Origin of the sequence: Anaeromyxobacter sp. PSR-1 (assembly GCF_000964525.1) — a bacterium.
GTDB lineage: Bacteria > Myxococcota > Myxococcia > Myxococcales > Anaeromyxobacteraceae > Anaeromyxobacter.
This window is the reverse complement of the sequence record NZ_BAZG01000013.1, coordinates 29510-53013: the sequence shown is the minus strand read 5'-3', so window position 1 is coordinate 53013 and position 23504 is coordinate 29510. Positions and strand designations below refer to the sequence as shown.

The following is a 23504-nucleotide window of genomic DNA, read 5'->3' as shown; positions in this document are numbered from 1 at the left end:
AGCCTGGCATTGGTGTGTTTCGGAATGATTTGCAAACTCAAGGAATGCGGTTTCCGCATCCTTAGTAGGCTTGCTATTCAGTTTTCAAAGACCGAACGCCACCCCTCGTTCCCGATCCAACCGCACCGGGCCGAGCCTTGAACGTCGCGGAGTCGCGAGGACAACCGTTCCGTCTCAAGGATGGGTGCAGCCTCCTGCCGCCACACCCGTTCGCGCCACCGAATCTTCCGTGGCGCAAGGAGGCCGGTTTCTACACCGGCTTCCTTTTCCCGTCAACCCCGCGGCGCCGCTTTCCTTCCGCTGCGTCTCGGTGCCAGGCGGGGCGTCTTCTAGCCCCCGCCGCCGGGTCCCGTCAAGCGAAGAAAACCAGGAAGATCGCTTCGTTCTTCCTGCGTTCGTGCTGCCCTTCGTCCGACGGGGCGCGTCTTCTACCTTCGGGCGCCGGAGCCGTCAAGCGCATTCGTGCGCGTGCGCGCGCGCCCTCCGGCGGCCGATCGGAGACCACGCCCGCCGCCCCCGCCGGCGCCCACCTCGCCCCTCCCGGCGCGACCGCCTGCCCCTCCGGCCGCGCCACCGCCCCGCTGGGCGCGCGAACGACGAGGCCCCTCCCCCGCGCCGCGGGAGAGGGGCCTCGAGGACGGCGACGGCCGTGCCGTGCGCTAGGCGACGACGCGCAGGCCCTTGTACTCCGCCAGCTCGTCGAACTGGAGGTAGCGGTACACCTGGCCGGCCTTCGGCGCGATCTTCTCGTTGTAGACCGCGAAGTACTCGGCCACCGTCGGCAGCCGCCCCAGGTTCGCCGCCACCGCGCCCAGCTCGGCCGAGCCGAGGAACACGCGGGCGCCGTTGCCCATGCGGTCGTCGAAGTTGCGGGTGGACGTCGAGTAGACGTTCACGCCGTCCGGCACGCGCGCCTGGTTGCCCATGCACAGCGAGCAGCCGGCGATCTCGATGCGGGCGCCGATCTGGCTGTAGACCGAGAAGTACGCCTCGTCGCGGAGCTCCTGCTGGTCCATCCGCGTGGGCGGGCAGAGCCAGGTGCGGACCAGGCCGGTGTTCTTCTGGCCCTTCCAGATCTCGCCGGCCGCGCGGAAGTGGCCGATGTTGGTCATGCAGGAGCCCAGGAACACGTCGTCGATCTTCGTGTTCTGGACGTCGGACAGCAGCTTCACGTCGTCCGGGTCGTTCGGGCACGCCAGGATCGGCTCGGTGATCTCGGCCAGGTCGATCTCGATCACCGCCGCGTACTCGGCGTTCTTGTCGGCGCGGAGCAGCGCCGGCTTCGCCAGCCAGGCCTCCACCGCGGCGATGCGGGCCTCCAGCGCCGCCTTGTCCCCGTAGCCGTCGGCGATCATCTTCCGCATCAGCGCCACGTTGGAGCGGAGGTACGTCGCGACGCTCTTCTCCGAGAGGTCCACCGCGGCCGCCGCGGCGCTGCGCTCCGCCGCCGCGTCGGTCAGCTCGAACGCCTGCTCGACGGTGAGGTCCGGCAGGCCCTCCATCTCCAGGATCCGGCCGTTGAAGACGTTCTTCTTGTTCTTCTTCGGGACGGTGAGCAGGCCCTGCTTGATGGCCCAGTACGGGATCGCGTTCACCACGTCACGGAGCGTGATGCCCGCGTTGAGCTTGCCCTTGAACCGCACCAGCACGCTCTCCGGCATGTCGAGCGGCATGAAGCCGAGCGCCGCGCCGAACGCCACCAGGCCGGAGCCGGCCGGGAAGGAGATGCCGATGGGGAAGCGGGTGTGCGAGTCGCCGCCGGTGCCCACCGTGTCGGGGAGCAGGAGGCGGTTCAGCCAGGAGTGGATCACGCCGTCGCCCGGCCGGAGCGCCACGCCGCCGCGCTGCTGGATGAACGAGGGCAGCGAGCCGTGCATCTTCACGTCGGCCGGCTTCGGGTAGGCCGCGGTGTGGCAGAACGACTGCATCACCATGGGCGCCTGGAACTTCAGGCAGGCGAGCTCCTTCAGCTCGTCGGCGGTCATGGGGCCGGTGGTGTCCTGCGAGCCGACCGTGGTCATCTTCGGCTCGTAGTAGCCGCCGGGCAGCGCGCCGGCGATGCCGCACGCCTTGCCGACCATCTTCTGCGCGAGCGAGTAGCCCTGGCCGGCCTTCGGCTGCGGGTTCTTCGCCACCGCGAACAGGTCGATCTCCTTCAGCCCGAGCGCCTTGCGCGCCTTGTCGGTGAGCGCGCGCCCGATGATGAGCGGGATGCGGCCGCCGGCGCGGAACTCGTCCGGCACGGTGACCGGCTCGAGCTTGAAGGTGGAGAGCACCTCGCCCTGCTCGGTGCGGACCTCGCCCTTCTTCGTGTCGATCACCACCACGTCGCCGGTCTTCAGCCTGGTGACGTCGGTGCGGATGGGCAGCGCGCCCGAGTCCTGCGCGGTGTTGAAGAAGATCGGGGCGATGACGCCGCCGATGATCACGCCGCCGCGGCGCTTGTTCGGCACGAACGGGATGTCCTCGCCGATGGCCCAGAGCACCGAGTTGCAGGCCGACTTGCGGGAGGAGCCGGTGCCGACCACGTCGCCCACGAACGCGACCTGGAAGCCCTGGGCGCGGAACTCGGCGATGGTCTTCAGGCCCCCCGGGAAGCGGGTCTTGCCCATGGCCAGCGCGTGGAGCGGGATGTCCGGGCGGGTGGAGGCGTCGCCGGCGGGCGAGAAGTCGTCGGTGTTGATCTCGCCGTCCACCTTGAAGACCTTGACCTTGATGGTCTCGGGCACGCCGGGGCGCGAGGAGAACCACTCGGCCTTGGCCCACGCCTCCACCACCGACTTCGCGGCGGCGTTGGTCTTCGAGAGCGCCAGCACGTCGTCGAACGCGCCGTAGACGTAGGTCGTGTGCGAGAGCGCCTTGGCGGCCGCGGCGGCCAGCTCCGGGTCCTTCAGCGCGGCCACGAGCGGCGGCACGTTGTAGCCGCCCATCATCGTGCCGAGCAGCTCCACCGCCTCGGCGCGCGAGACGAGCGGGCACTTCTTCGCGCCGGAGACGACGTCGGCGAGGAACTTCGCCTTCACCTCGGCGGCCGGGTCCACGCCGGGCGACACGCGGTCGCGCAGCAGCCCGAGGAGGAACGCCTCCTGGCCCTTGGGCGGCGCCTCGAGGAGCTGGACCAGCCCCTTCGTCTGCTCGGGGTCGAGGGGCTTCGGCGGGATCCCCTGGGCCTTCCGCTCGGCCTCGTGCTTCAGGTACGCCTCGATCACAGGGCTCCTCCTTCGGATCTGGGTGCGGGTGGAAAGATCGGAAAAAGCGATGCCGTATAGCACGACCGCATGCGGGTGTCAGCCGCGCCCACCCGCCGAACATCGCGGAAGGACGTCGCTTTTCGGGACCTGACCGGTCCACATTGGGAGCGGGAGCGGGCGGGCGCCCGCTAGCGCTCCCGGTCCGGCCCGCCCGCCTCGCGAGCCGGGGGCGCCGGCCGGGCGGGCGGCTCGTCGTCGTCGTCCAGCATCCGGTACTTGGGACCCTCCGGATCGTCGTACTGGCCGCTCTTCACCGACCATAGGAAGAACAGCCAGGCGGCCACCCCGAGCGACAGCGACAGGACGATGAGGAAGCCGATGGTGCCCATGCGCGCTCCCTCCTCTTACAGGGCCCGCCGGAGCCGCGCCGAGTTCCCGACCACGAACAGCGAGCTGGCGGCCATGGCGCCCGCGGCGACGATGGGGTGGAGCAGGCCGGCCATGGCGAGCGGGATCGCGACGGCGTTGTAGAAGAAGGCCCAGAACACGTTCTGGCGGATGACGGCGTAGGTCCGGCGCGACAGGCGCACCAGGTCCGGGAGCAGCCGGAGGTCGTCGCGCACCAGCACCGCGTCGGCGCTCTCCATGGTGACGTCGGTGCCGCGCCCCATGGCGGCGCCCACCTCGGCCTGGGTCAGCGCGGGCGCGTCGTTGATGCCGTCGCCGGCGAACAGCACCCGCCGGCCGGCCCGCTGCCGCGCCGCCACCGCCTCGCGCTTCTCGACCGGCGACGCCTCGGCGACCGCCTCGACCCCGAGCGCCGCCGCCACCGCGCCGGTGGTGACCCGGCCGTCGCCGCTCACGATCGCGACGCGCAGCCCGAGCGCGCGCAGCGCCGCGATGGCCGCAGGCGCCTCCTCGCGGATGGGATCGGCCACCGCCACGAGCGCGAGCGGGCGGCCGGCGCGGGCCAGGAACGCCACCGTGTCGCCGCGCGCCTCCAGCTCCCGCGCCCGCGCGTCCGCCCCCGGCGCGAGCGCCACCCCGCGCTCCGCCAGCAGCGCGCGGTTGCCCACCAGCACCTCGACGCCGCCCACCTCGGCGACGACCCCGCGCCCGGGCACCGCGCGGAACCCGGCCGCCTCCGGCTCGGCGCCCGCCGGGAGCGCCCGCGCGGCCTCGGCCACCGCCCGCCCGACGTGGTGCTCGCTGCGCCGCTCCACCGCCGCCGCGAGCGCCAGCACCTCGTCCTCGCCGATGCCGGGAGCGATCGGCACGAGCGCCCGGAGCGCCGGGCGCCCGCGCGTCACCGTCCCGGTCTTGTCGAGCAGGACGTCGGTGGCGCGCCCCGCGCGCTCCACCACGTCCCCGCCCTTCACGAGCAGGCCGCGCGCGCTGGCCAGGCCGGTCGAGATCAGCACCGCGATGGGCGTGGCGAGGCCGAGCGCGCACGGGCAGGCGATCACCACCACCGAGATGCCGGTCATGAGCGCCCGCTCGATCGGCGCGCCGCGCGCCAGCCAGGCCGCCACCGTGAGCGCCGCCAGCACCAGCATGGCCGGCACGAACCCGCCCACCACCCGGTCCGCCACCGCCTGGATGCGCGGCTTCTGCGCCTGCGCCTCCTCCACCGCGCGGACGATGCCGGCGAGCACCGTGTCCTTGCCCACCCGCGTGACCTCGACGACCAGCGCCCCGTGCTGGTTGACGGTGCCGCCGATCACGGCCGCGCCCGCGGCCTTCGCCACCGGGCGCGACTCGCCGGTGACGAGCGACTCGTCCACCTCGGAGGCGCCCTCGCGCACCACGCCGTCGAGCGGGATCCGCTCGCCCGGGATCACCTCGATCCGCTCGCCCGGCCGGATCTCCGCGACCGGCACCGCCCGCCGCTCGGCGCGGCCGCCGGGGCCGGGCTCGAGCCGGCGGGCCTCGCGCGGCGCCAGGCTGGCGAGCCGCGCCACCGCCTCGGAGGCGCGCCCCTTCGCCGCCGCCTCCACGTAGCGCCCGACCAGCACCAGCGTCGGGATCATGGCCGCGGTGTCGAAGTAGACCTCGCCGCCGCGCAGCATGCCGTACACGCTGTAGGCGAGCGCGGCGAGCGAGCCGATCACCACCAGCGAGTCCATGTTGAAGCGCAGGTGGCGGAGCCCGCGCCCGGTGGCGCGCAGGAACGGGGCGCCGGAGTAGAAGACCACCGGCAGCGTGAGGCCGAGCGAGATCCACTCCATCAGCCGTCGCGTCGGCGCGTCGATGCCCTGGAAGTACCCGGCGTAGAGGGCCGCCTGGTAGATCATGAGCTGCGAGGCGAGGAACAGCGCGGTCCCGAGCCGGACCAGCAGGTCCTTCGCCTCGGCTCGCCGCGCCTGGAGCTGCTCCGCGTCGGACCACGGCTTGGGCTGGTAGCCGGCGGCCTGGATGCGCCCGAGCACGCGCTCCAGGCCGACCGCGGCGGGGTCGAAGCGGATCCGCGCCCGGTGCGTGGCGTAGTTCACCCGGGCCGCCAGCACGCCCGGCGTGCGCTGCAGCAGCTTCTCGTTCAGCCAGACGCAGGACGCGCAGCGGATGCCGTCGATGGCCACGTCCAGCTCGGCCGCGCCGTGCGCCTCTCGCACCGCCTCGCGGAACGCGGCCAGGTCGAGCGCGGCCGCGGCCTGCGGGCCCACCTCGGTCCAGCGGCGGCTGTCGTAGTACGCGCCCAGCCCCTCGCCCTGGATCAGCTCGAAGACGCCGCGGCAGCCCGCGCAGCAGAACACCCGCGGCGCCCCGGCCACCACGGCCCGCACCGCCTCGCGCTCGGGGAACTCCAGCAGGCAGTGATCACAGCGCATCGACGCCGAGCCCGCGCAGCAGGAAGAGGACGCCGAGCGCGATCACCAGCACGCCGCCGGCCCGGTAGAGGACGCCGCGCGCGCGCGCGCCGACGAGCGTCGCCGCCGCCCCGGCCAGCAGCAGCGCCGGGAGCGTCGCCACCCCGAACGCGAGCGCGAGCAGGAACCCCTGCCCCGCGCTGCCGGTGCCGGCCGCGCCCACGAACAGCGACCAGGAGAGGCCGCAGGGCAGCAGCCCCAGCACCAGGCCCACCGGGTAGAGCCGCCCCGCGCCGCCGCCCTCGAGCAGGCCGCGCGCCAGCGCCGACACCCGCCCCGCCGCGCGCGCCTCGAGCCGCTTCACCGTCAGGCTCAGCCCCGCCGCGCCCAGCCCCATCGCGATCATGAGGACGCCGGCGATCACCGAGGCCACCGCGGCCACGCCGGCGAGCCGGCCGGCCAGGTTCACGAACGAGCCGGTGAGCCCCATCACCGCGCCCACCAGCGCGTAGGTGGTGATGCGGCCGGCGTGGTACGCGAGCTGCCCCTGCAGCGCGCGCCCGGTGCCGCGCGGCCCGGCCGCGAGCGCGAACGCGCCCACCAGCGGCCCGCACATGCCGAGGCAGTGGCCGAAGCCGCCGAGGAGCCCGGTGGCGAGCGCGGTGGCGAGCGCGGCGGTCACTCGGCGGCCTTGAACCCCAGCTCCGCGGTGGCGCCCGGCGCGCCGGGGCGGGCGAGGGACACGGTGGCGGTCCAATCGGTGCGGCCGCTCGGGCAGCGGACCAGCACGGCCTGACCCCGGTAGCGCCCCGGCCCGGCCGGCGCGAGCCGCGCCTCGGCCGGGAACATCTCCATGCCCTTCATGCCGAAGCGCACCGAGAGCTCCGCGCCGTCGAGCGGCGCGCCGCCGGCGCGGACGTCGGCGAGCACCCGGAGCTCGGCGAGCGCGCGCGGCGGGCGCGGCGAGAGCTCCAGCGTGACCGCGGCGCCGCCGAGCTCGACCGTGCACGGCCCGGCGGCGAGGTCGCAGGCGGGCGCGGCGGCGGGCACGTCCACCGTGCGCGTCAGGCGCACGCGATCCGTCCCGCGGCGCACGTCGAAGCGGATCTCCCACGGCCCCGGCGCCGGGAAGGCCCGGTCCGCGGCGTAGCCGCCCCCCTCGCGCGGGCGCGCGGCGGCGGTCCACTGCCCGCGCCCGCTGTCGGGCCGGCCCACGGTGAGCGCGACCTCGGCGCCGTCGAGCGGGCGCCCGGCGCCGTCGCGGAGCGCGAACGCGAGCGCGCCCGGGCCGGCGACGGCCGGCGCCACCTCCACGCTCCAGCCGAGCGCCTCGCGCCCGCGCCGCTCGCGGTCGTACTCCAGCCCCTCCTCGTAGGGCTGGGCGACCACGGTGTCCTCGCGGACCAGGCTGCCGATCCAGATGGTGCCGCCCACCGCGCCGAGCGCGGCCAGGACGGCGAGGGCGATGACGGGCTTCACTTCACCTCCGGTGCGACGAGGGAGACGGCGGCCGCGGCGGGCTCGCCGGCGGCGCCGTCCTCGGACCGCGGGCGGGCGACGACGCGGGCGGCGCTGCGCCCCTCCGGCAGTCCGCGCACGGCGGCGAGCACGCGCACCTGGCGGTGCTCCCCGGCCGCGAGCGCGACGCGGGCCGGGCGGAGCTCGGCCTCGGCGCCGGCGCCCGCCTCCAGCGCCAGCTCCACCTCCACCGGCCGCCGGCCGCGGTTCTCGACCCCGACGGAGAGCGCGTTCAGCACGCGGCCGTCGGGCGTGCGGCGCGGCGCGTAGGCCTCGTCGCCGAGCACGGTGAGGCCGAGCGGCGCCCGCCCGGCCACGGTGGCGACCAGCACCGCCAGCGTGGCCGCGGTGACGCCGGCGAGCAGCAGGGCCGCGGGGCGCGCCAGGCGCGGCCGCCCGCCGGGCTCGCCGTAGAAATAGCCGATGAGGTCGGGCGCGCGGCGCAGGCGGCGCATGACCGGCTCGCAGGCGTCGATGCAGGCCGCGCACGCGATGCACTCCATCTGCAGCCCGTGCCGGATGTCGATGCCGGTGGGGCACACCCGCACGCAGGCGCCGCAGTCCACGCAGTCGGCGGCGCGGCGCGCGTCGTAGGCCACCACCAGCGTGCTGCGATCGAACAGCACGCCCTGCAGCTTCGCGTACGGGCAGGCGGTGGCGCAGAAGCGCTGCCGCAGGAAGGCGAGGTCGAGGAACAGCACCGCGAACCCGGCCGCCCAGGAGCCGGCCACCACCGGGCCGAGGGCCCCGCCGGCGAGCCGCCGGAAGAACTCCCCCGGCGGCACGAAGTACCAGACCAGGTTGGCCGAGGCGACCGCCGACACGAGCGCCACCGCCGCGAAGCCGAGCGGCCGCCGCCAGCGGCGCGGGCGCTTGCGGCGCTCCGGCTCCACCCAGGCGGTGAGGTCGCCGAGCAGCGTCTGCGGGCAGGACCACCCGCACCAGACGCGGCCGAACAGCAGGGTGACGAGCAGGAGCGCGGCGGTGAGCGCGAGCGTGGCCGCGAGCACCACGAACATCTCGTCCACCGCGTACGAGGCGCCGAACGCGTGCAGGCGGCCCCCCGGCACGTCGAGCCGCAGCGCGCTCTCGCCGCCGACGGACACGAAGGGCAGCCCGAGCACGATGAGTGCCTGGGCTGCCCCCGCGATGCGCCGCCACCTCTGGAACCGCCTAGCCGTCGTCATCCTCGAGCATCTTGTACTTCGCCTCCTCCACCCGGTCCTTCCGCCTCCGCGAGTAGTAGAAGACGATGATCCCCAGCAGCGCCACGCACATCGTGCCGCCGAAGATCGTGTAGGCGAGCTCCTGGCTTCCCATCGGGCCCTCCGCTACCGCGCCTTCCTCTTCTTCTGGGTGAGGCCCATCCAGATCGCCACCAGCGCGGGGATGGCGGTGAACGCGATGGTCCAGAGCAGGTTGGCGCCGGAGCTGGCGCCGCCGGTCTCCAGGTCCTTCGCCTGCGACCAGCCGCCCAGGGCCGGGGAGTACGCCCAGTAGTAGTAGGCGCCCCAGACGATCAGGCCCCAGAACAGCGCCAGCCAGCCCACCGGCAGGTGGTGGGACGTGTCCTTCGCCTCGAACTTCGTCAGGTCGTCGAGCTCTTCGGACATGGTGGGTCTCCTAGTGGCCGCCCGGGTGGCCCTCGGCCGCCTCGTGCGCCTTCTGGTTCCGGAGCCACGCGACGATCGCCCAGATGTCGTCGTCGGACAGGTCGCCGCCGAACGCCGCCATGCCGCCGTCCGGCACGCCGGGGCGCCCGAGCGCCTTCTTCGCGTCGCTGCCGCCCTTGATCATGGCGAAGTACGCCGCGTCGGGCAGGTCGGGCGAGGCGCCCAGGAACTGGTCGTCGATGAGGTTCGGGGCCACGCCCTCCTGGCCCTGCGCCTCGTCCCCGTGGCAGGCGGAGCAGGCGTTCGCGTCGAACAGCGTCTTGCCCTTCGCGATCGCGGCCACGTCGGTGGCGAACGGGTTCGGCGCCTCGAGGTCCACGTCGCCGCCGCCGGCGGCGGCGCGGTTCACCGCCTTGCCGAGCGAGACGGTGTACGCGACCAGCGCGTCCATCTCGGTCTTGCCCTCGACCGCGGCGGGCACCGCCGCGAGGTCGGCGTCGCCGTACGGCACGCCCAGCGTGCGCAGCCCGCGCATGCTGGCCTGGACCTTCGCGGCCTCGAGCGCGTTGCCGCGCAGGAACGCGTACTTCGGCATGTTGGAGCGCGGCACCACCTTCTGCGGGTCCTCGAAGTGCGCGTAGTGCCAGTCCTTGGAGGGCTTGATCCAGCCCTCGAACGCGAGGTCCGGGCCGGTGCGCTTCGAGCCCCACAGGAACGGGTGGTCGTAGGCGAACTCGCCGGCCAGCGAGTACTGGCCGGACGGCTCCGGCGCGCGGTTGCCCTTGTAGCGGACCACCTCGCTCTTGAGCGGGCGGACCGTCTGCGTGTGGCAGTTCACGCAGCCCTCGCGCTGGTAGACGTCGCGCCCCGCCAGCTCCAGCGGCGAGAGCGGCTTCAGCCCCTCGACCTTCGGGTGCAGCTCGGGGCGGAGCATCGGGTACGCCATGGTGACGATGGTGCCGGCGAGGACCACCACGGTCGCGAGCACCGCGAACGCCACCGGCTTGCGGTAGATGCTGGATTCACTCATGGTCATCCCCTCCTACGCCGCCACCGTGGTCGGGGCCGAGCCGGCCGCCGCCTGCGCGGCCTTCCCCTTCCGGATGGTCATGAGCACGTTGTAGACGAACACCACCATGCCCGCGGCGAAGATGATCCCGGCCAGCGTGCGCGTGTGCCAGTACGGATAGTTCCCGATCACCCCGTCCATGAACGTGTACTTGAGCTTGCCGGCCTCGTCGGTGGCCTTCCACATCCAGCCCTGCCGGATGCCGGTGATCCACATCGTGATCGAGAACAGGAGCTGGCCCACCAGCACCAGCCAGAAGTGCACGTTGGCGAGCTTCTCCGAGTACAGCTCGGTCCCGTTGATGCGCGGCACCACGTAGTAGATGGACGCGCAGATGATCATGGTCACCCAGCCCATCGTGCCCATGTGCACGTGGCCGGGGACCCAGTCGGTGAAGTGGATGAGCTGCGACACGACGCGGAGGCCCTGCGTCGGCCCCTGCACCGTCTGCAGGCCGTAGAAGGTGATGCCGAGGATGAAGAACTTGGTGAGGTAGTTGGACCGCATCGTGGTCCAGTCCTGGCCCACCGTGTAGTAGCCGTTCACCACCGAGCCCCACGACGGCGCGATGAGGAACATCGTGAACACGATGGCGAGCGTCTGGATCCAGTCCGGCAGCGGCGTGTAGACGAGGTGGTGCGCGCCGGTCCACAGGTACGCGAAGATCAGCGACCAGAACGCGACGATCGAGAGCCGGTGGCTGTAGATGGGCAGCCCGGTGGACTTCGGGAGGAAGTAGTAGAACATCGCCAGGATCGGCGTGGTGAGCAGGAAGCCGACCGCGTTGTGCCCGTACCACCACTGCACGTTGGCGGAGTTCACCCCGGCGAACAGCGGGTAGCTCTTGCCCAGGCTCACCGGCACCGCGAGGTTGTTGACGATGTAGAGGATGGCGATGGTGATGACGGTCGCCACGATGTACCAGAGCGACACGTACATCTGCTCCTCGCGCCGCTTCAGGATCGTCCCGAAGACGTTCACCGCCAGCATCACCCACAGCACCACGATGGCGAGGTCGAGCGGCCACTCCAGCTCGGCGTACTCGAGCGACTGGGTCTGGCCGAGCAGCAGCGAGACCGCCGCGGCGACGATGCCGGCGTTGAACAGCCAGAGCTGCACGCGCGCGAGGCGCGGGAACAGCAGCGGCCGCTTACAGAGCCGCATGGTGATGTAATAGAAGAGGCCGAAGATGGCGCCCGCGCCCAGGCCGAAGATCAGGCCGTTGGTGTGCACCGGGCGCAGCCTGCCGTAGGTCAGGTACGGCGCGAAGTTCGCGGCCGGCGCCCACAGCTGCACGCTGATGAGGAGCCCGAGCAGGATCCCGACGACGCCCCAGAACATCGCCGAGAGGATGAACCCCTGGACGGTCTGGTAGTCGTACCGATAGTCGTTCATGTGCCCATTCCTTCCCGAGAAACGGGAAATGATCGCGCGCAAGATACAGGAGAGGGCGTCCGATCGGCAAAAATGGGGAGCAGCTACCCTTCCTGGTGCCGCTCATGAAACCACAAAGGCCCGCGAGAACATCCGCGGCCCAAGGTCTCGCCCCCGCACGTTCCCGGTCCGGCGCGCGGCTCGCCCGTCCGGGCGAGAGCCGGCGCGCGGCGGAGCGGTTCGGGACGGGGTCGAGGCCCCGGGCGGCCTAGGCCGCCCGGACGTCCACGCGGTTGTCGTAGAAGGTGGAGCCGCCCGCCTCGTCGGTGAGCCGCTGCGAGGTGAGCGCGTTCACGTTCCGTGCGCCCGGGGCGTGCGCGAGCCAGAACACCCCCTCGGCCACCGCGACGCCGGGGGGCACGCCGTCCTCGACGCGCAGCACGAACGCCGCCTCGCCGAGGCCGTTCCAGGCCACCACCCCCTGCCCGTCGGAGAGCCCGCGCGCGGCGGCCTCCGAGGGGGCGAGCTTCAGCAGCATCCCGCCCGCCTTGGCGCGCAGCTCGGGCCGCTCCTGGAACGTGGAGTTGAGCGTGTAGAGCGCGGGCGCGGTGACGAGCTTCAGCGGCAGCGGATCGCCGTCCGCGTGCGGCGGGCGCGGCCGCGGCACCGGCTCGCGGAGCGCGGGGTTCGCGAGCTCGATCCGGCCGGAGGCGGTGCGCCAGCGCGGCCCCGGCGGCGGCGCGATGCGGACCGCCTTCCCCTCCGCCAGCCGCGAGCCGTCCACCGCGTCCCACCACGCCGACCGCTGCGCGAGCAGCTGGTCCGCCATCTCCGCGGCGCTGGTCCGGAACACCGGCTCGTCGAAGCCCATGGCCGCGGCGAGGAGCTGGAAGACCTCCCAGTTCGGCTTCGCCTCGCCGACCGGCGGGATCGCGGCGGCGGCGCGCTGGATCGAGTAGTGCCCGTAGGAGCGGTAGACGTCGAGGTGCTCGAGCGAGGTGGTCGCCGGCAGCACCACGTCCGCGTGGCGCGCCGTGTCGGTGAGGAAGCGCTCGTGCACCACCAGGAACAGGTCCTCGCGCGAGAGCCCGCGCAGCACCGCGTTCTGGTCGGGCGCGACCGCGGCCGGGTTCGAGCACCACACGTACATCGAGCGGATGGGCGGGTCGCGCAGCTCGTTCAGCGCCCAGCCCAGGCGGTTCATGTTCACCTCGCGCACCGGCCGCGGGAGCAGGTCCTCGCGGCGCACCGGCGAGAGGTCGAACGCCTGCGACGAGGCGGTGGAGGTGAGGCAGCCGCCGCCCGCGCGGCCGAACGCGCCCAGCACCGCCGCGAGCGCGACCACGCTGCGGACGGTCATGGCGCCGTTGCCGTAGCGCGAGGGGCCGCCGCCGATGCGGAAGAACGGCGCGCGCGCCCGCGCCAGCGTCCGCGCCAGCGCCACGATGGCCTCGGGCGCGAGCCCGGTCGCGGCCGCGACCGCGTCCGGCGGGCACTCCGCGAGCGCGACCGCCTTCAGCTCCGGCCACCCGACCGTCTCGCTCGCCAGGAACGCCTCGTCCGCCAGCCCCTCGCGCGCGAGCACGTGGACCAGGCCGAGCGCGAGCATGCCGTCCGAGCCGGGCCGGACCAGGATCACCTCGTCCGCGAGGGCGGCGGTGTCGTTCCGGTAGGTGTCCACCAGCAGCACCCGCGCGCCGCGCCGCCGCGCCTCCCGGGCCCGCTGGGCGAAGTGGATGCTGGTCGCGACCGCGTTGATGCCCCAGAGCACCACCAGGTCCGAGCCGAGCACCGTGTCCGGGTCCGGGCCCGGGGTGGCGCCCATCACCGAGGTCCAGCCGGCGTCCTGGGCCGGCGTGCAGATGGTGCGGGCCAGCCGCGACGCGCCCAGGCGGTGGAAGAACGGGAAGCCGGCGTTCCGCTGCACCAGGCCCATCGAGCCCGCGTAGGAGTACGGCAGGATCGCCTCGCCGCCCTCGGCGGCCAGGATCTCCTTCCAGCGCCCGGCGACGAGCGCGACCGCCTCGTCCCAGGTCGCGCGCCGGAACGCCCCGGCGCCCTTCGGGCCGGTCCGGATCAGAGGATGGGTGAGCCGGTCGGGCGAGTGCACCGTCCGGTCGTAGCCGTTCATCTTCGGGCACAGGGTGCCCTGCGAGTACGGGTGCTCCGGGTCGCCCCGGACCTTCGCGGCGCGCCCGTCCTCGACCTCGACGAGCAGGCCGCAGGCGTCGGGGCAGTCGAACGGGCAGACGGAGCGCGCGAGCGTGGGCATGGCGCGCGCGAGGATAATCGAGCGCCGCCGGCGGCGCGACCCGTCGTGCGGCCGGGCGGCGGATCGCGCGTCGGGCGCGGGGGCGCCTGCCCTGCCGCCCCCGCGCCCGACGGCGACGGCTCAGAACCTGCCGGCCACCAGCCCGAACGTCTCCTGCCTCGACTGGTCCCGCCGGCGCAGGTCCATGGTGAACGACTGGCCGTCGCGCACCGGCGCCCGCGCCACCGCGGTCCGCATCGCGTAGTCCGGCGCGGTGGCCACGTCCACGACGCCCCACAGCAGGCCGACGCCGGCGCCGATCAGCGCGCCCCAGGCCAGCGTGCGACCCCAGTCGTAGTTCGAGTGGTCCTGGATCCCCATGTTGTAGAGGATGATCCCGCCCGCCACCGCGGAGCCGGCCACGCCGCCCGCGATCGTGTCGCGCGCGACCGTGCCCACCGGGTTGGCGTGCCGTCGCACGTACACGTCGTCGTCCGCCCGGGCGGCCTGGACCCCCACCGCCAGCGCCACCACCGCCACCAGCGCCCTCAGGTATCTCATCGCCCCTCCCCCCTTTCCCGACGGACCTCCCGTCCGGGTTCGAATCAAGCTGGGGCGCGCGACCGCCGGGGGACAAGGGGGTGGCGCCGCCCCTCGGCCGGGTTGACGGGCGCCGGGTCGCGTGGTTCACATCCGGGCGTCCATGCGAGCCCTCGTCACCGGCGCCGGCGGCTTCCTCGGCATGGCGCTGGTGCGCGCGCTGGCCGCCCGGGGCGACCGCGTGCGCGCGCTGGTCCGCCGCCCGTCGGAGGCGCTCGCCGCGGCCGGCGCCGAGGTGATGGTCGGCGACGTCACCGACCCGCGGGCGCTCCGCGCCGCGGTGGCCGGGCAGGAGCTCGTGTTCCACCTCGCGGGCGTGCGGCGCGCCGCGGACCCGGCGGAGTTCCTGCGGGTGAACGCCGGCTCGACGCGGCTCGCGCTGGAGGCGTGCGTGGAGCGCGCGCCCGGGCTCCGGCGCTTCGTGCTGGCCGGCTCGCGCGCCGCCTGCGCGCCGTCGCGGGAGCCGATCCGCGAGGACGCGCCGCTCGCGCCGGTCGAGCCGTACGGTGCGTCCAAGGCCGAGGCGGAGCGCGAGGCGCTGGCCTTCGCGGCGCAGGTCCCGGTGGCCATCGCGCGGCCGCCCCGCATCATGGGCCCCGGCGACCGCGAGAACCTGCTCTTCTTCCGGATCGCCCGGGCCCGGCTCGCGCTCGACCTGGGCGACCGCCCGCTGTCCTGGATCGACGTGGACGACTGCGCCCGCGGGCTGCTGCTGCTCGCCGATCGCGACGCGGCGCGCGGGGAGGCGTTCTTCCTGGCGGCGCCGGAGCCGGTCACCGCGCGAGGGCTGATGGAGGAGGCGGCGCGGGCGCTCGGCGTGCGGGCGCGCCGCCTGCCGGTCCCCGAGGCGCTGCTGCGCGGGGCCGGGCGCGCCGGTGACGCGGTGGGCCGCGCGCTGGGGCGGCGGCTGCCGGTCGGCTCGAAGCTGGTCGCGCAGGTGCTCGCGCCGGGCTGGGTGTGCGACGCGTCGAAGGCGCGCGAGCGGCTCGGCTTCGAGGCGACGACTTCACTCGCCGCGTCGATGGCCCGGGCGGCCGCCTGGTACCGCGCCGCCGGGTGGCTGTAGGCCTTCGCAGCCCCCGCTACGCCCTTGCCAACCGGGTCGTCCATTGCGTATGCCTCGCGGGTCATGGCGGATCCCGGCAAGGCTGCGTTCTTCGACATCGACGGAACGCTCGTGCGCACGAACATCGTGCACGCGTTCGCGTTCTACGCGATGAACCAGGGGACGATCCTCGGCACCGCCTGGCAGACCGCCCGCACCCTCCTCTCCGTGCCCCTCTTCATGGCCGCGGACCGGGTGAACCGGAAGGCGTTCAACGAGCTGTTCTACGGGTACTACCGCGGCCAGAGCGAGGACCGGCTGGAGACGCTCGCGGCCGAGCTGTTCGAGGACGTGCTGGAGCCGGCGGTGCACCCCGGCTCGCGGCGCCTGGTGGACGAGGCGCGCCGCGCCGGCTGCCGGGTGGTGTTCGTCACCGGCGCGCTCGACTTCACGGTGCGGCGCCTGGCCGACCACCTCGGCGCCGACGACCTCATCGCCAACCGGATGCGCTTCGTGCAGGGGGTCGCCACCGGGCGTGTCATTCCGCCCATCATCGAGGGCGCGCACAAGGCGCTCGTGATCCGCGACTGGTGCGTGCGGAACGGCGTGGCGCTCGAGAAGAGCTTCGCGTACTCGGACTCCTTCTCCGACTACCCCATGCTCGCGGTGGTGGGCCACCCCGCGGCGGTCAACCCGGACGCGCGGCTCGCCCGCGTGGCCCGGGCCTACGAGTGGCCCGTCCTGCGCACCACGGAGGGTTGAGACACCATGCGCGAGCCCCGGAGCCTCTCCCGCTTCTACGAGGCGACCGAGCAGATCGTCACCATCGACCGGGACTCGCCGCCGCGCGTGCTCTTCTCCGGCGAGGACCTGCTGGTGGAGGACCTGCCGGTCGGGACGCGGGTGATCTACCCGAAGCCGCCGGTGGAGGGGCTGCCCAACGTGAAGGCGGCCATCCGGAGCGCCATCAACCGGCCGGAGGGGTGCGAGCCGCTCCACGCGATGCTGCGCCCCGGCATGAAGGTCACCATCGCGCTCGACGACATCTCGCTGCCGCTGCCGCCCATGCGCACGCCCGACGTGCGCCAGCAGGTGCTGGAGGTGATCCTGCCGCTGCTGGCGGAGTCCGGCGTGGACGACGTGCACCTCGTCGTCGCGGTGGCGCTGCACCGCCACATGACCGAGGCGGAGATGAAGCGGATGGTGGGCGCGGAGATCTTCGACGCGTTCTACCCGGACCGCTACTACAACCACGACGCCGAGGACCCCGACGGCCTGGTGACGCTCGGCACAACCGAGCACGGCGAGAAGGTCATCATCAACCGGCGCGCCGCCGAGTCCGACCTGCTCATCTACGTGAACGTGAACTTCGTGCCCATGGACGGCGGGCACAAGTCGGTCGGCACCGGGCTCACGAACTACGAGGGCGTGAAGGCGCACCACACGCCGCACCACATCCGCAAGAGCCACTCGTACATGGACCCCGAGCGCTCCGAGATGCACCGCTCGGTGGACCGCATCGGGCGCTACATCGACCGGTCGCTGAAGGTCTTCCACATCGAGACCACCGTCAACAACCGCATGTTCGACGGGCCGATGGACTTCCTCATGAAGCGCGAGGAGGCGTACGGCGAGACCGACCGGCTGAAGCTCGCCGCGCTGCGCGCCGCGCTGAAGGGGCTGCCCGCCGCGGCGAAGCGGAAGATCTTCCAGGCGGTGCCCGCGGCCTACGACATCATCGCGGTGGCGGCCGGCGTCACCGAGCCCACGCACGCGAAGATCCTGAAGGCGAGCTGGGCCCAGTACGCGGTGGACGTGGACTACCAGGCCGACGTGCTGGTGTACGGGATCCCGTTCGTCTCCCCGTACAACGTGAACTCCATCCTGAACCCGCTGCTGGTCCAGGTGATGGCCTGCGGGTACTTCTTCAACTTCTACCGCGGCAAGCCGCTGCTCAAGCCGGGCGGCACGCTCATCCTCGCGCACCCCTGCTCCGACGTGTTCGACCCGGTGGCGCACCCGAGCTACATCGAGTTCTTCCACCGGCTGCTGCCCGAGACCCGCGACGCGAAGGTGCTCGAGGCGAAGTACGAGCGCGAGTTCGCCGAGAACCCGACCTACGTCCACCTGTACCGGACCGGCCACGCGTACCACGGGGCCCACCCGTTCTTCATGTGGTACTGGGGCGAGAACGGGCGCCAGCACATGGGCCGCATCATCGCGGTGGGCGCGGACAACGCGCAGGTGCCGCGGCTGATGGGCTGGGACACCGCCGAGACGCTCTCCGAGGCCATCGACATGGCCCGCTCCGAGCACGGCCGCGGCGCCCAGGTCACCATGATGCACCACCCGCCCATCGTCATGACGCAGAACCTGGGCTGAGCGATGAGCGGCCACGGCAAGAGGACGCGCGGCCCCCACGGCCACCCGCACCCGGCCCTTCCCGGCGGCGCGCCGGCCGGCCCCCCCGCGCTCGACGTGGCGGCGCTGCTGGCCGGGCGCCGGGTGCTCGTCACCGGCGCCACCGGCTTCGTGGGCAAGGTGGCGCTGTCGATGCTGCTCGACCGCTACCCCGAGGTCGGGCGCGTGTTCGTGCTGGTCCGCCCGGGCGCGGGCGGCACCGCCGAGGGCCGCTTCTTCGGCAAGGTGGCGCCGAGCCGGCCGTTCGACCCGCTCCGCGCCCGCCACGGCGCCGGCTTCGACGCGTTCCTGCGCGACAAGTGCGTGCCGCTCGCGGGCGACGTGTCGGACCCGCTGCTCGGGCTGTCGGAGGCCGACCTGGCCCGGCTCGACGGGCTCGACCTGGTGATCAACTCCGCCGGGCTGGTGGACTTCGACGCGTCCCTGGAGCTCGCGCTCGGCGTCAACGTGGACGGCGCGCGCCACGCGGCGGAGCTGAGCCGCCGCACCGGCGCCGGCCTGGTGCACGTCTCGACCTGCTTCGTGGCCGGCAACCGCGACGGGGTGGTGTTCGAGGACGAGGAGATCGCCGGCTACTTCCCCCGGCGCGAGGGCGTGGAGGGCCGCCCGCGCGCCGCCGCGCTGGACGGCGCCGACTTCTCGCTCGAGACCGAGCTCGCCGACGCGGCCCGGCGCATCGCCGAGGTCCGCGCGCTGGCCGACGACCGGGTGCGCCAGTCGGAGTTCCGCGAGCGCGCGCTGGACCGGCTCCGCGAGGAGGGGCGCGCCGCCGCCGACGAGAAGGCGCTGCGGCTCGCCGTCGGGCGCGAGAAGCGGCTCTGGGTCTCGCAGCAGCTCGTCGAGATCGGCCGGACCCGCGCGCTGCACTGGGGCTGGCCCAACACGTACACGTACACGAAGTCGCTCGGCGAGCAGGCCATCGCCGCGGCGGGCGTGCCGTACGCGATCGTGCGCCCCTCCATCGTGGAGAGCGCGCTCCGCTACCCGTTCCCGGGCTGGAACGAGGGGTTCACCACCAGCGCACCGCTCGCGTTCATGGGGCTGAAGGGGCACCGCTCCTTCCCCGCCGCCGAGAAGGCCATCCTGGACGTCGTCCCGGTGGACCTGGTCTGCGCCGGGATCGTCGCGGCCGCGGCCGAGCTGCAGGAGCGCCGCGGCACCCCGGGCGCCGCGCCCGGCCGCGTGTACCACCTCGCCTCCGGCGACGTGAACCCGCTCTGGGCCCGGCGCGCGGTGGAGCTGACCGCGCTGTACCGGCGGCGCTTCTACCGCGAGCGCGAGGAGGGCAACCGCACCTGGAACCGGCTGCTCTCGCGCATCGAGCCGTACCCGGTGACCCGCGCCCAGTACGAGGCGTTCTCCGCGCCCGCGCTGGCGGCGCTGGCGCGCGGCGCCGGCAAGCTGCTCCGCGAGCGGGCGCCGTCCTGGGGCGCGCCGCGGCTGTCCGCGCTGGCGCACCGGGCGGGCGAGGCGCTCGACGAGCTGACCAGCCAGCTCGAGAAGACCGAGGCCATCTGGGCGATGTACCTGCCCTTCACCTGGGACAACCGCTACGTGTTCCGCTGCGCGGGCATGCGCGAGCTGCGCGCGCGGCTCTCGCCCGCCGACCGCGCGCGCATCCCGTGGGACCCCGAGGCGCTCGACTGGCGCGCCTACTGGCTCGACGTCCACCTGAAGGGCATGGAGGAGTGGGTGTTCCCCGGCCTGGAGGAGGAGGCCGAGAAGCGGGTCCACGCGCCCAAGGCGCACCGCGACCTGCTCGAGCTGCTCGACTCCGCCTGCGAGCGCTGGCGCGACCGCACCGCGCTGCGCCTGGAGGGCGCCGCCAAGGACCGCCTCACGTACGGCGAGCTGCACGCGCTCTCCGGCCGCGTGGCCGCGTTCCTGGCCGCGGCCGGCGTGGCGAAGGGCGACCGGGTCCTGCTCGCGAGCGAGAACCGGCCGGAGTGGGCGGTGGCCTACTTCGGCATCCTGCGGGCCGGCGCCGCGGCGGTGCCGGTGGACCCGAAGCTGTCCGAGCCGGAGCTGGCCAACCTCTGGCGGAGCGCCGGCGCCCGGCTCGCGCTCCTCTCCGACGACGCCGCCGACGCGCTGCCCGGCCTCGGCGCGCTCGCCGCCGCGGCGGTGCCCGAGGCGCGGGTGGTCGCGCTCGGCGAGGCGCTGCGCGGCGGCCCCGCGGTGCCGTCGATCCGCCTGTCGCCGGACGACCTCGCCTCGCTCATCTTCACGAGCGGCACGACCGGCACGCCCAAGGGCGTGATGCTCTCGCACCGCAACTTCGCCTCGCTGGTCGCGAAGCTGGTCACGGTGTTCGACCTCGGCCCCGGCGACGGCATGCTGTCGGTGCTCCCGCTGCACCACACCTTCGAGTTCACCTGCGGCCTGCTCGTGCCGCTCTCGCGCGGCGCCGAGGTGGAGTACCTCGACGAGCTCACCGCCGACCGGATCGGCGACGCGCTCGGCTCGGGCCGCGTCACCGCCATGATCGGCGTGCCGGCGCTGTGGGCGCTCCTGCACCGGCGCATCACCCAGGAGCTGGCCGCGAAGCCGGGCGTGGTGGAGCAGGCGTTCCGCGGGCTCATGAAGGGCAACGCGGCGCTGCGCGACTCGGCGCTCGCGTGGAACCTGGGCAAGGCGCTGTTCTGGCCGGTGCACCGCCGCTTCGGCGGGCGCCTGCGGCTGCTCGTGTCCGGCGGCTCGGCGCTCGACCCGCAGGTCCAGGACGCGTTCCGCGCGCTCGGCTTCGACATGTACGAGGGCTACGGCCTCACCGAGGCCGCGCCGGTGCTGGCGGTCTCGAAGCCCGGCGGCGACGCGCCGGCGGGCAGCGTGGGGCCGGCGCTCCCCGGGATCGAGCTGCGCATCGCCGACCCCGACGCGAGCGGCGTGGGCGAGGTGCTGGCCCGCGGGCCGAACGTGATGCTGGGCTACTGGCGCGGCGCCGCGCCGGGCGGCCAGGGCGCGGGGGTGGACCCGGCGCTCAGCGGGCAGGTGCTCGAGGACGGCTGGCTCCGCACCGGCGACCTCGGCAGGCTCGACGCCGACGGCAACCTCACGCTGGTCGGGCGCAAGAAGGACGTCATCATCGACGCGAACGGGAAGAACGTCTACCCGGACGAGGTCGAGGAGCGCTACCGCGACGACGCGCTGGTGAAGGAGCTGTGCGTGGTCGGGCTGCCCGACGGCGCGGCCGAGAAGGTCGCGATGATCGTGGTGCCCGAGTACGGCGAGCGCGACCGGGCCGAGGTCCGCGCCGAGCTGGACGCGCACGTGCGCGCGGTCTCCGCCTCGCTCCCGTTCCCCCAGCGCGTGAAGGTGTGGCACGTCTTCGAGGGCGACCTCCCGAAGACCTCCACCCGCAAGGTGAAGCGGCCGCTGGTGCGCGAGGAGCTGATGCGGCTCGAGGCCGCCGCGGCCCGGGGCCGGCGCGCGCGCGAGGAGGCGCGCGACGCGCAGGGCGAGGGCTGGGTGCTCGACCTGCTGGCCGAGGTGTGCCGGCGCCCGCGCGCCGAGATCGGGCCCGACTCGCGCCTGCAGGCGGAGCTCGGGGTGGACTCGCTCATGCTCACCGAGCTGTCCGCGGCGCTGGAGGAGGCGGGCGTGCCGCCGGCGGCGCTGGAGGGGCTGCACGCGGTGCAGACGGCGGGCGAGCTGGCCCGCGCGGTGGGCGGCGCGGCCCGGCGCGGCGCCGAGCGGCCCCCGGCGCGCGAGGCGACCGCCGCGAAGGCGCCCGGCGCGGCGAAGGACGACGGGGAGATCCCGGTGCCCGCGACGGTGGCGCGCCTGGGGCGGCGGGTGCTCTCCGCCGGCCAGCGCGCGCTCTACCGCGACCTCTACCGGGCGCGGGTGGTCGGCGCGGCGCACGTACCCCACGACCGGAACGTGCTGGTGGTCGCGAACCACGCCAGCCACCTCGACATGGGCCTGGTGAAGGTGGCGCTCGGCGACGAGGGGAAGCGCCTCGCGGCGCTGGCGGCGAAGGACTACTTCTTCGACACGGCGCTGAAGCGCGCCTACTTCGAGAACTTCACCAACCTCATCCCCATGGAGCGCGACGGCGCGCTGAAGGCCAGCCTGCGCGCGGCGGCCGAGGCGCTGCGGCGCGGCTACCACCTGCTCATCTTCCCGGAGGGCACGCGCACCCGCGACGGCGCGATGCGGGCGTTCTACCCGACCGCCGGCTACCTCGCGCTGCAGTGCGACGTGGACGTGCTCCCGATCTACCTGGCGGGCACGCACGAGGCGCTGCCGCCGGGCCGGGCCCTGCCGCGCCGCGCCGACCTCGAGGTCCGCTTCGGCGAGCCCATCCGCGTGGACGACCTGCGCGCGCAGACCGCCGGCCTGGCGCGGGGCGACGCGTACCGGGCCGCCACGCAGGTGATGGAGGCCGCGGTGAAGGGGCTTCGCCAGGCCTGGCTCGAGGAGCACGGGGCGGCGCCGCCCGCCCCGGCGGGCGAGCGCACCGGTTCCGGGTCCGCCGCGCCGGCCGCGCGCGCTCCGGCCGCCGCGGCCGAGCCCGCCGAGCCCGCCGCCCCGGGCGCCGGCCCGGCGCCGCGGCACCGCCCCGGGCACCCGGAGGACGCGTGAACCTGCTCGTCACCGGCGGCACCGGGTTCCTCGGCGCCGCGCTCGTCCCGCTGCTCGCCCGGGCCGGCCACCGCCTCCGGCTGCTGCAGCGCTCGGCCGCGCCGGAGGCCGAGGCGCTCGGCGCCGACGTGCGCCGCGCCGCGCTCGAGGACGCCGAGGCGGTCCGGGCCGCGCTCGACGGGGTGGACGCGGTGTTCCACCTCGCCGGCCAGGTGGACTTCGATCCCGCCGAGCCGGCGCGCCTGTACGAGCTGCACGTGCAGGGCACCCGCCGGCTGCTGGAGGCCTGCGTCGCCGCGGGCGTGCGGCGCGTGGTCCTCGCCTCCACCTCCGGCACCATCGCCGTGTCGAAGGAGGAGCGGGTCGCCACCGAGGCCGACCCCTACCCCATCGCCGCGGTGGCGGGCTGGCCCTACTACCTCTCCAAGATCTTCCAGGAGAAGGCCGCGCTCCGGATCCACCGCGACACCGGGCTCCCGCTGGTGGTGCTGAACCCGTCGCTCCTGCTCGGCCCGGGCGACACCCGCCTCTCCTCCACCGACGTCGTGTTCAAGTTCCTGGAGCGGCGCATCCCGGCGATGCCCACCGGCGGCCTCTCCTTCGTGGACGTCCGCGACGCGGCGCGCGCGTTCGCGGCGGCGCTCGAGCGCGGGCGGCCCGGCGAGCGGTACCTGCTCGGCGGCGCGAACCTGAGCTTCCGCGACTTCTTCGGCCGCCTGGAGCGGCTCTCGGGCGTGCCCGCGCCGCGGCTGGCGCTGCCGGGGGGCCTGAACGTCGCCGGGGCGCGGCTGCTCGAGAAGCTCTCCGGGTGGCGCGGCGCCGAGGCGCCCATCGACGCGCCCTCGGTCGAGATGGGCGAGCACTTCTGGTACTGCGACTCGCGCAAGGCGGAGGAGGCGCTCGGGTTCTCGGCGCGCGATCCGCAGGAGACGCTCTTCGACACCGTGCAGTGGCTGGAGAAGAACGTCCGCGCGCGCAAGGCGCCGGAGACCGTGGCCGAGCTGCTCCGCGGGCGGTGAGCGCGCGCG

General features: G+C 74.2%; 17 protein-coding genes. 5 read left to right on the top strand and 12 right to left on the bottom strand.

The genetic code is table 11. From position 1 onward, the window contains the following. Positions 1–659: 659 nt before the first annotated feature. From acnB to PSR1_RS04290, 12 genes are all read right to left on the bottom strand, one after another. Complete coding sequence (gene acnB / locus PSR1_RS04340) at positions 660–3209, bottom strand: bifunctional aconitate hydratase 2/2-methylisocitrate dehydratase (protein ID WP_059436409.1); 2550 nt, start codon at positions 3207–3209, stop codon at positions 660–662. 170 nt (positions 3210–3379) lie between these two features. Then, entirely contained in the window at positions 3380–3580 is a 201-nt protein-coding gene (gene ccoS / locus PSR1_RS04335; protein ID WP_059436408.1) for a cbb3-type cytochrome oxidase assembly protein CcoS, read from the bottom strand. Between the two features lie 15 nt (positions 3581–3595). Beyond that, positions 3596–6019 carry a heavy metal translocating P-type ATPase gene (locus PSR1_RS04330; RefSeq protein WP_059436407.1) on the bottom strand — a complete coding sequence of 808 codons (2424 nt, stop codon included), beginning with the start codon at positions 6017–6019 and terminating at the stop codon, positions 3596–3598. Beyond that, positions 6009–6680 (bottom strand): sulfite exporter TauE/SafE family protein, encoded by a 672-nt coding sequence (locus PSR1_RS04325; protein ID WP_059436406.1) that lies wholly within the window; start codon positions 6678–6680, stop codon positions 6009–6011. The genes PSR1_RS04330 and PSR1_RS04325 overlap by 11 nt, the downstream gene beginning before the upstream one ends. Beyond that, positions 6677–7477 carry a FixH family protein gene (locus PSR1_RS04320; protein ID WP_059436405.1) on the bottom strand — a complete coding sequence of 267 codons (801 nt, stop codon included), beginning with the start codon at positions 7475–7477 and terminating at the stop codon, positions 6677–6679. The genes PSR1_RS04325 and PSR1_RS04320 overlap by 4 nt, the downstream gene beginning before the upstream one ends. Then, positions 7474–8703, bottom strand: coding sequence for a 4Fe-4S dicluster domain-containing protein (locus tag PSR1_RS04315; protein ID WP_059436404.1), 1230 nt, complete (start codon positions 8701–8703; stop codon positions 7474–7476). Before PSR1_RS04315 ends, PSR1_RS04320 begins: the two co-directional genes overlap by 4 nt. After that, on the bottom strand, positions 8690–8836 hold the full coding sequence (locus tag PSR1_RS23740; RefSeq protein ID WP_152643300.1) for a cbb3-type cytochrome c oxidase subunit 3: 147 nt from the start codon (positions 8834–8836) through the stop codon (positions 8690–8692). The genes PSR1_RS04315 and PSR1_RS23740 overlap by 14 nt, the downstream gene beginning before the upstream one ends. 11 nt (positions 8837–8847) lie before the next feature. After that, positions 8848–9129, bottom strand: coding sequence for a hypothetical protein (locus PSR1_RS04310; protein WP_059436403.1), 282 nt, complete (start codon positions 9127–9129; stop codon positions 8848–8850). A gap of 10 nt (positions 9130–9139) precedes the next feature. After that, positions 9140–10159, bottom strand: a complete 1020-nt coding sequence (locus PSR1_RS04305) for a cbb3-type cytochrome c oxidase subunit II (RefSeq protein WP_059436411.1) — start codon at positions 10157–10159, stop codon at positions 9140–9142. Between the two features lie 12 nt (positions 10160–10171). Then, a complete protein-coding gene (locus PSR1_RS04300; protein WP_059436402.1) occupies positions 10172–11593 on the bottom strand; it encodes a cbb3-type cytochrome c oxidase subunit I in 1422 nt (473 codons plus the stop codon). 247 nt (positions 11594–11840) lie between these two features. Then, positions 11841–13844 carry a molybdopterin oxidoreductase family protein gene (locus PSR1_RS04295; RefSeq protein ID WP_059436401.1) on the bottom strand — a complete coding sequence of 668 codons (2004 nt, stop codon included), beginning with the start codon at positions 13842–13844 and terminating at the stop codon, positions 11841–11843. A gap of 120 nt (positions 13845–13964) precedes the next feature. After that, positions 13965–14384, bottom strand: a complete 420-nt coding sequence (locus PSR1_RS04290; protein ID WP_059436400.1) for a hypothetical protein — start codon at positions 14382–14384, stop codon at positions 13965–13967. Between the two features lie 142 nt (positions 14385–14526). On the opposite strand from PSR1_RS04290, the gene PSR1_RS04285 reads away from it, so the two are divergent. From PSR1_RS04285 to PSR1_RS04265, 5 genes are all read left to right on the top strand, one after another. Further along, positions 14527–15489, top strand: coding sequence for an NAD(P)-dependent oxidoreductase (locus PSR1_RS04285; protein ID WP_059436399.1), 963 nt, complete (start codon positions 14527–14529; stop codon positions 15487–15489). 63 nt (positions 15490–15552) lie between these two features. Next, positions 15553–16230 (top strand): HAD family phosphatase, encoded by a 678-nt coding sequence (locus PSR1_RS04280; RefSeq protein ID WP_059436398.1) that lies wholly within the window; start codon positions 15553–15555, stop codon positions 16228–16230. Positions 16231–16236: 6 nt separating this feature from the next. Next, a complete protein-coding gene (locus PSR1_RS04275; protein ID WP_059436397.1) occupies positions 16237–17850 on the top strand; it encodes a lactate racemase domain-containing protein in 1614 nt (537 codons plus the stop codon). A gap of 3 nt (positions 17851–17853) precedes the next feature. Further along, positions 17854–22476, top strand: coding sequence for an AMP-binding protein (locus PSR1_RS04270; protein ID WP_059436396.1), 4623 nt, complete (start codon positions 17854–17856; stop codon positions 22474–22476). Further along, a complete protein-coding gene (locus PSR1_RS04265) occupies positions 22473–23495 on the top strand; it encodes an NAD-dependent epimerase/dehydratase family protein (RefSeq protein ID WP_059436395.1) in 1023 nt (340 codons plus the stop codon). The genes PSR1_RS04270 and PSR1_RS04265 overlap by 4 nt, the downstream gene beginning before the upstream one ends. The last annotated feature ends 9 nt before the right edge of the window (positions 23496–23504 follow it).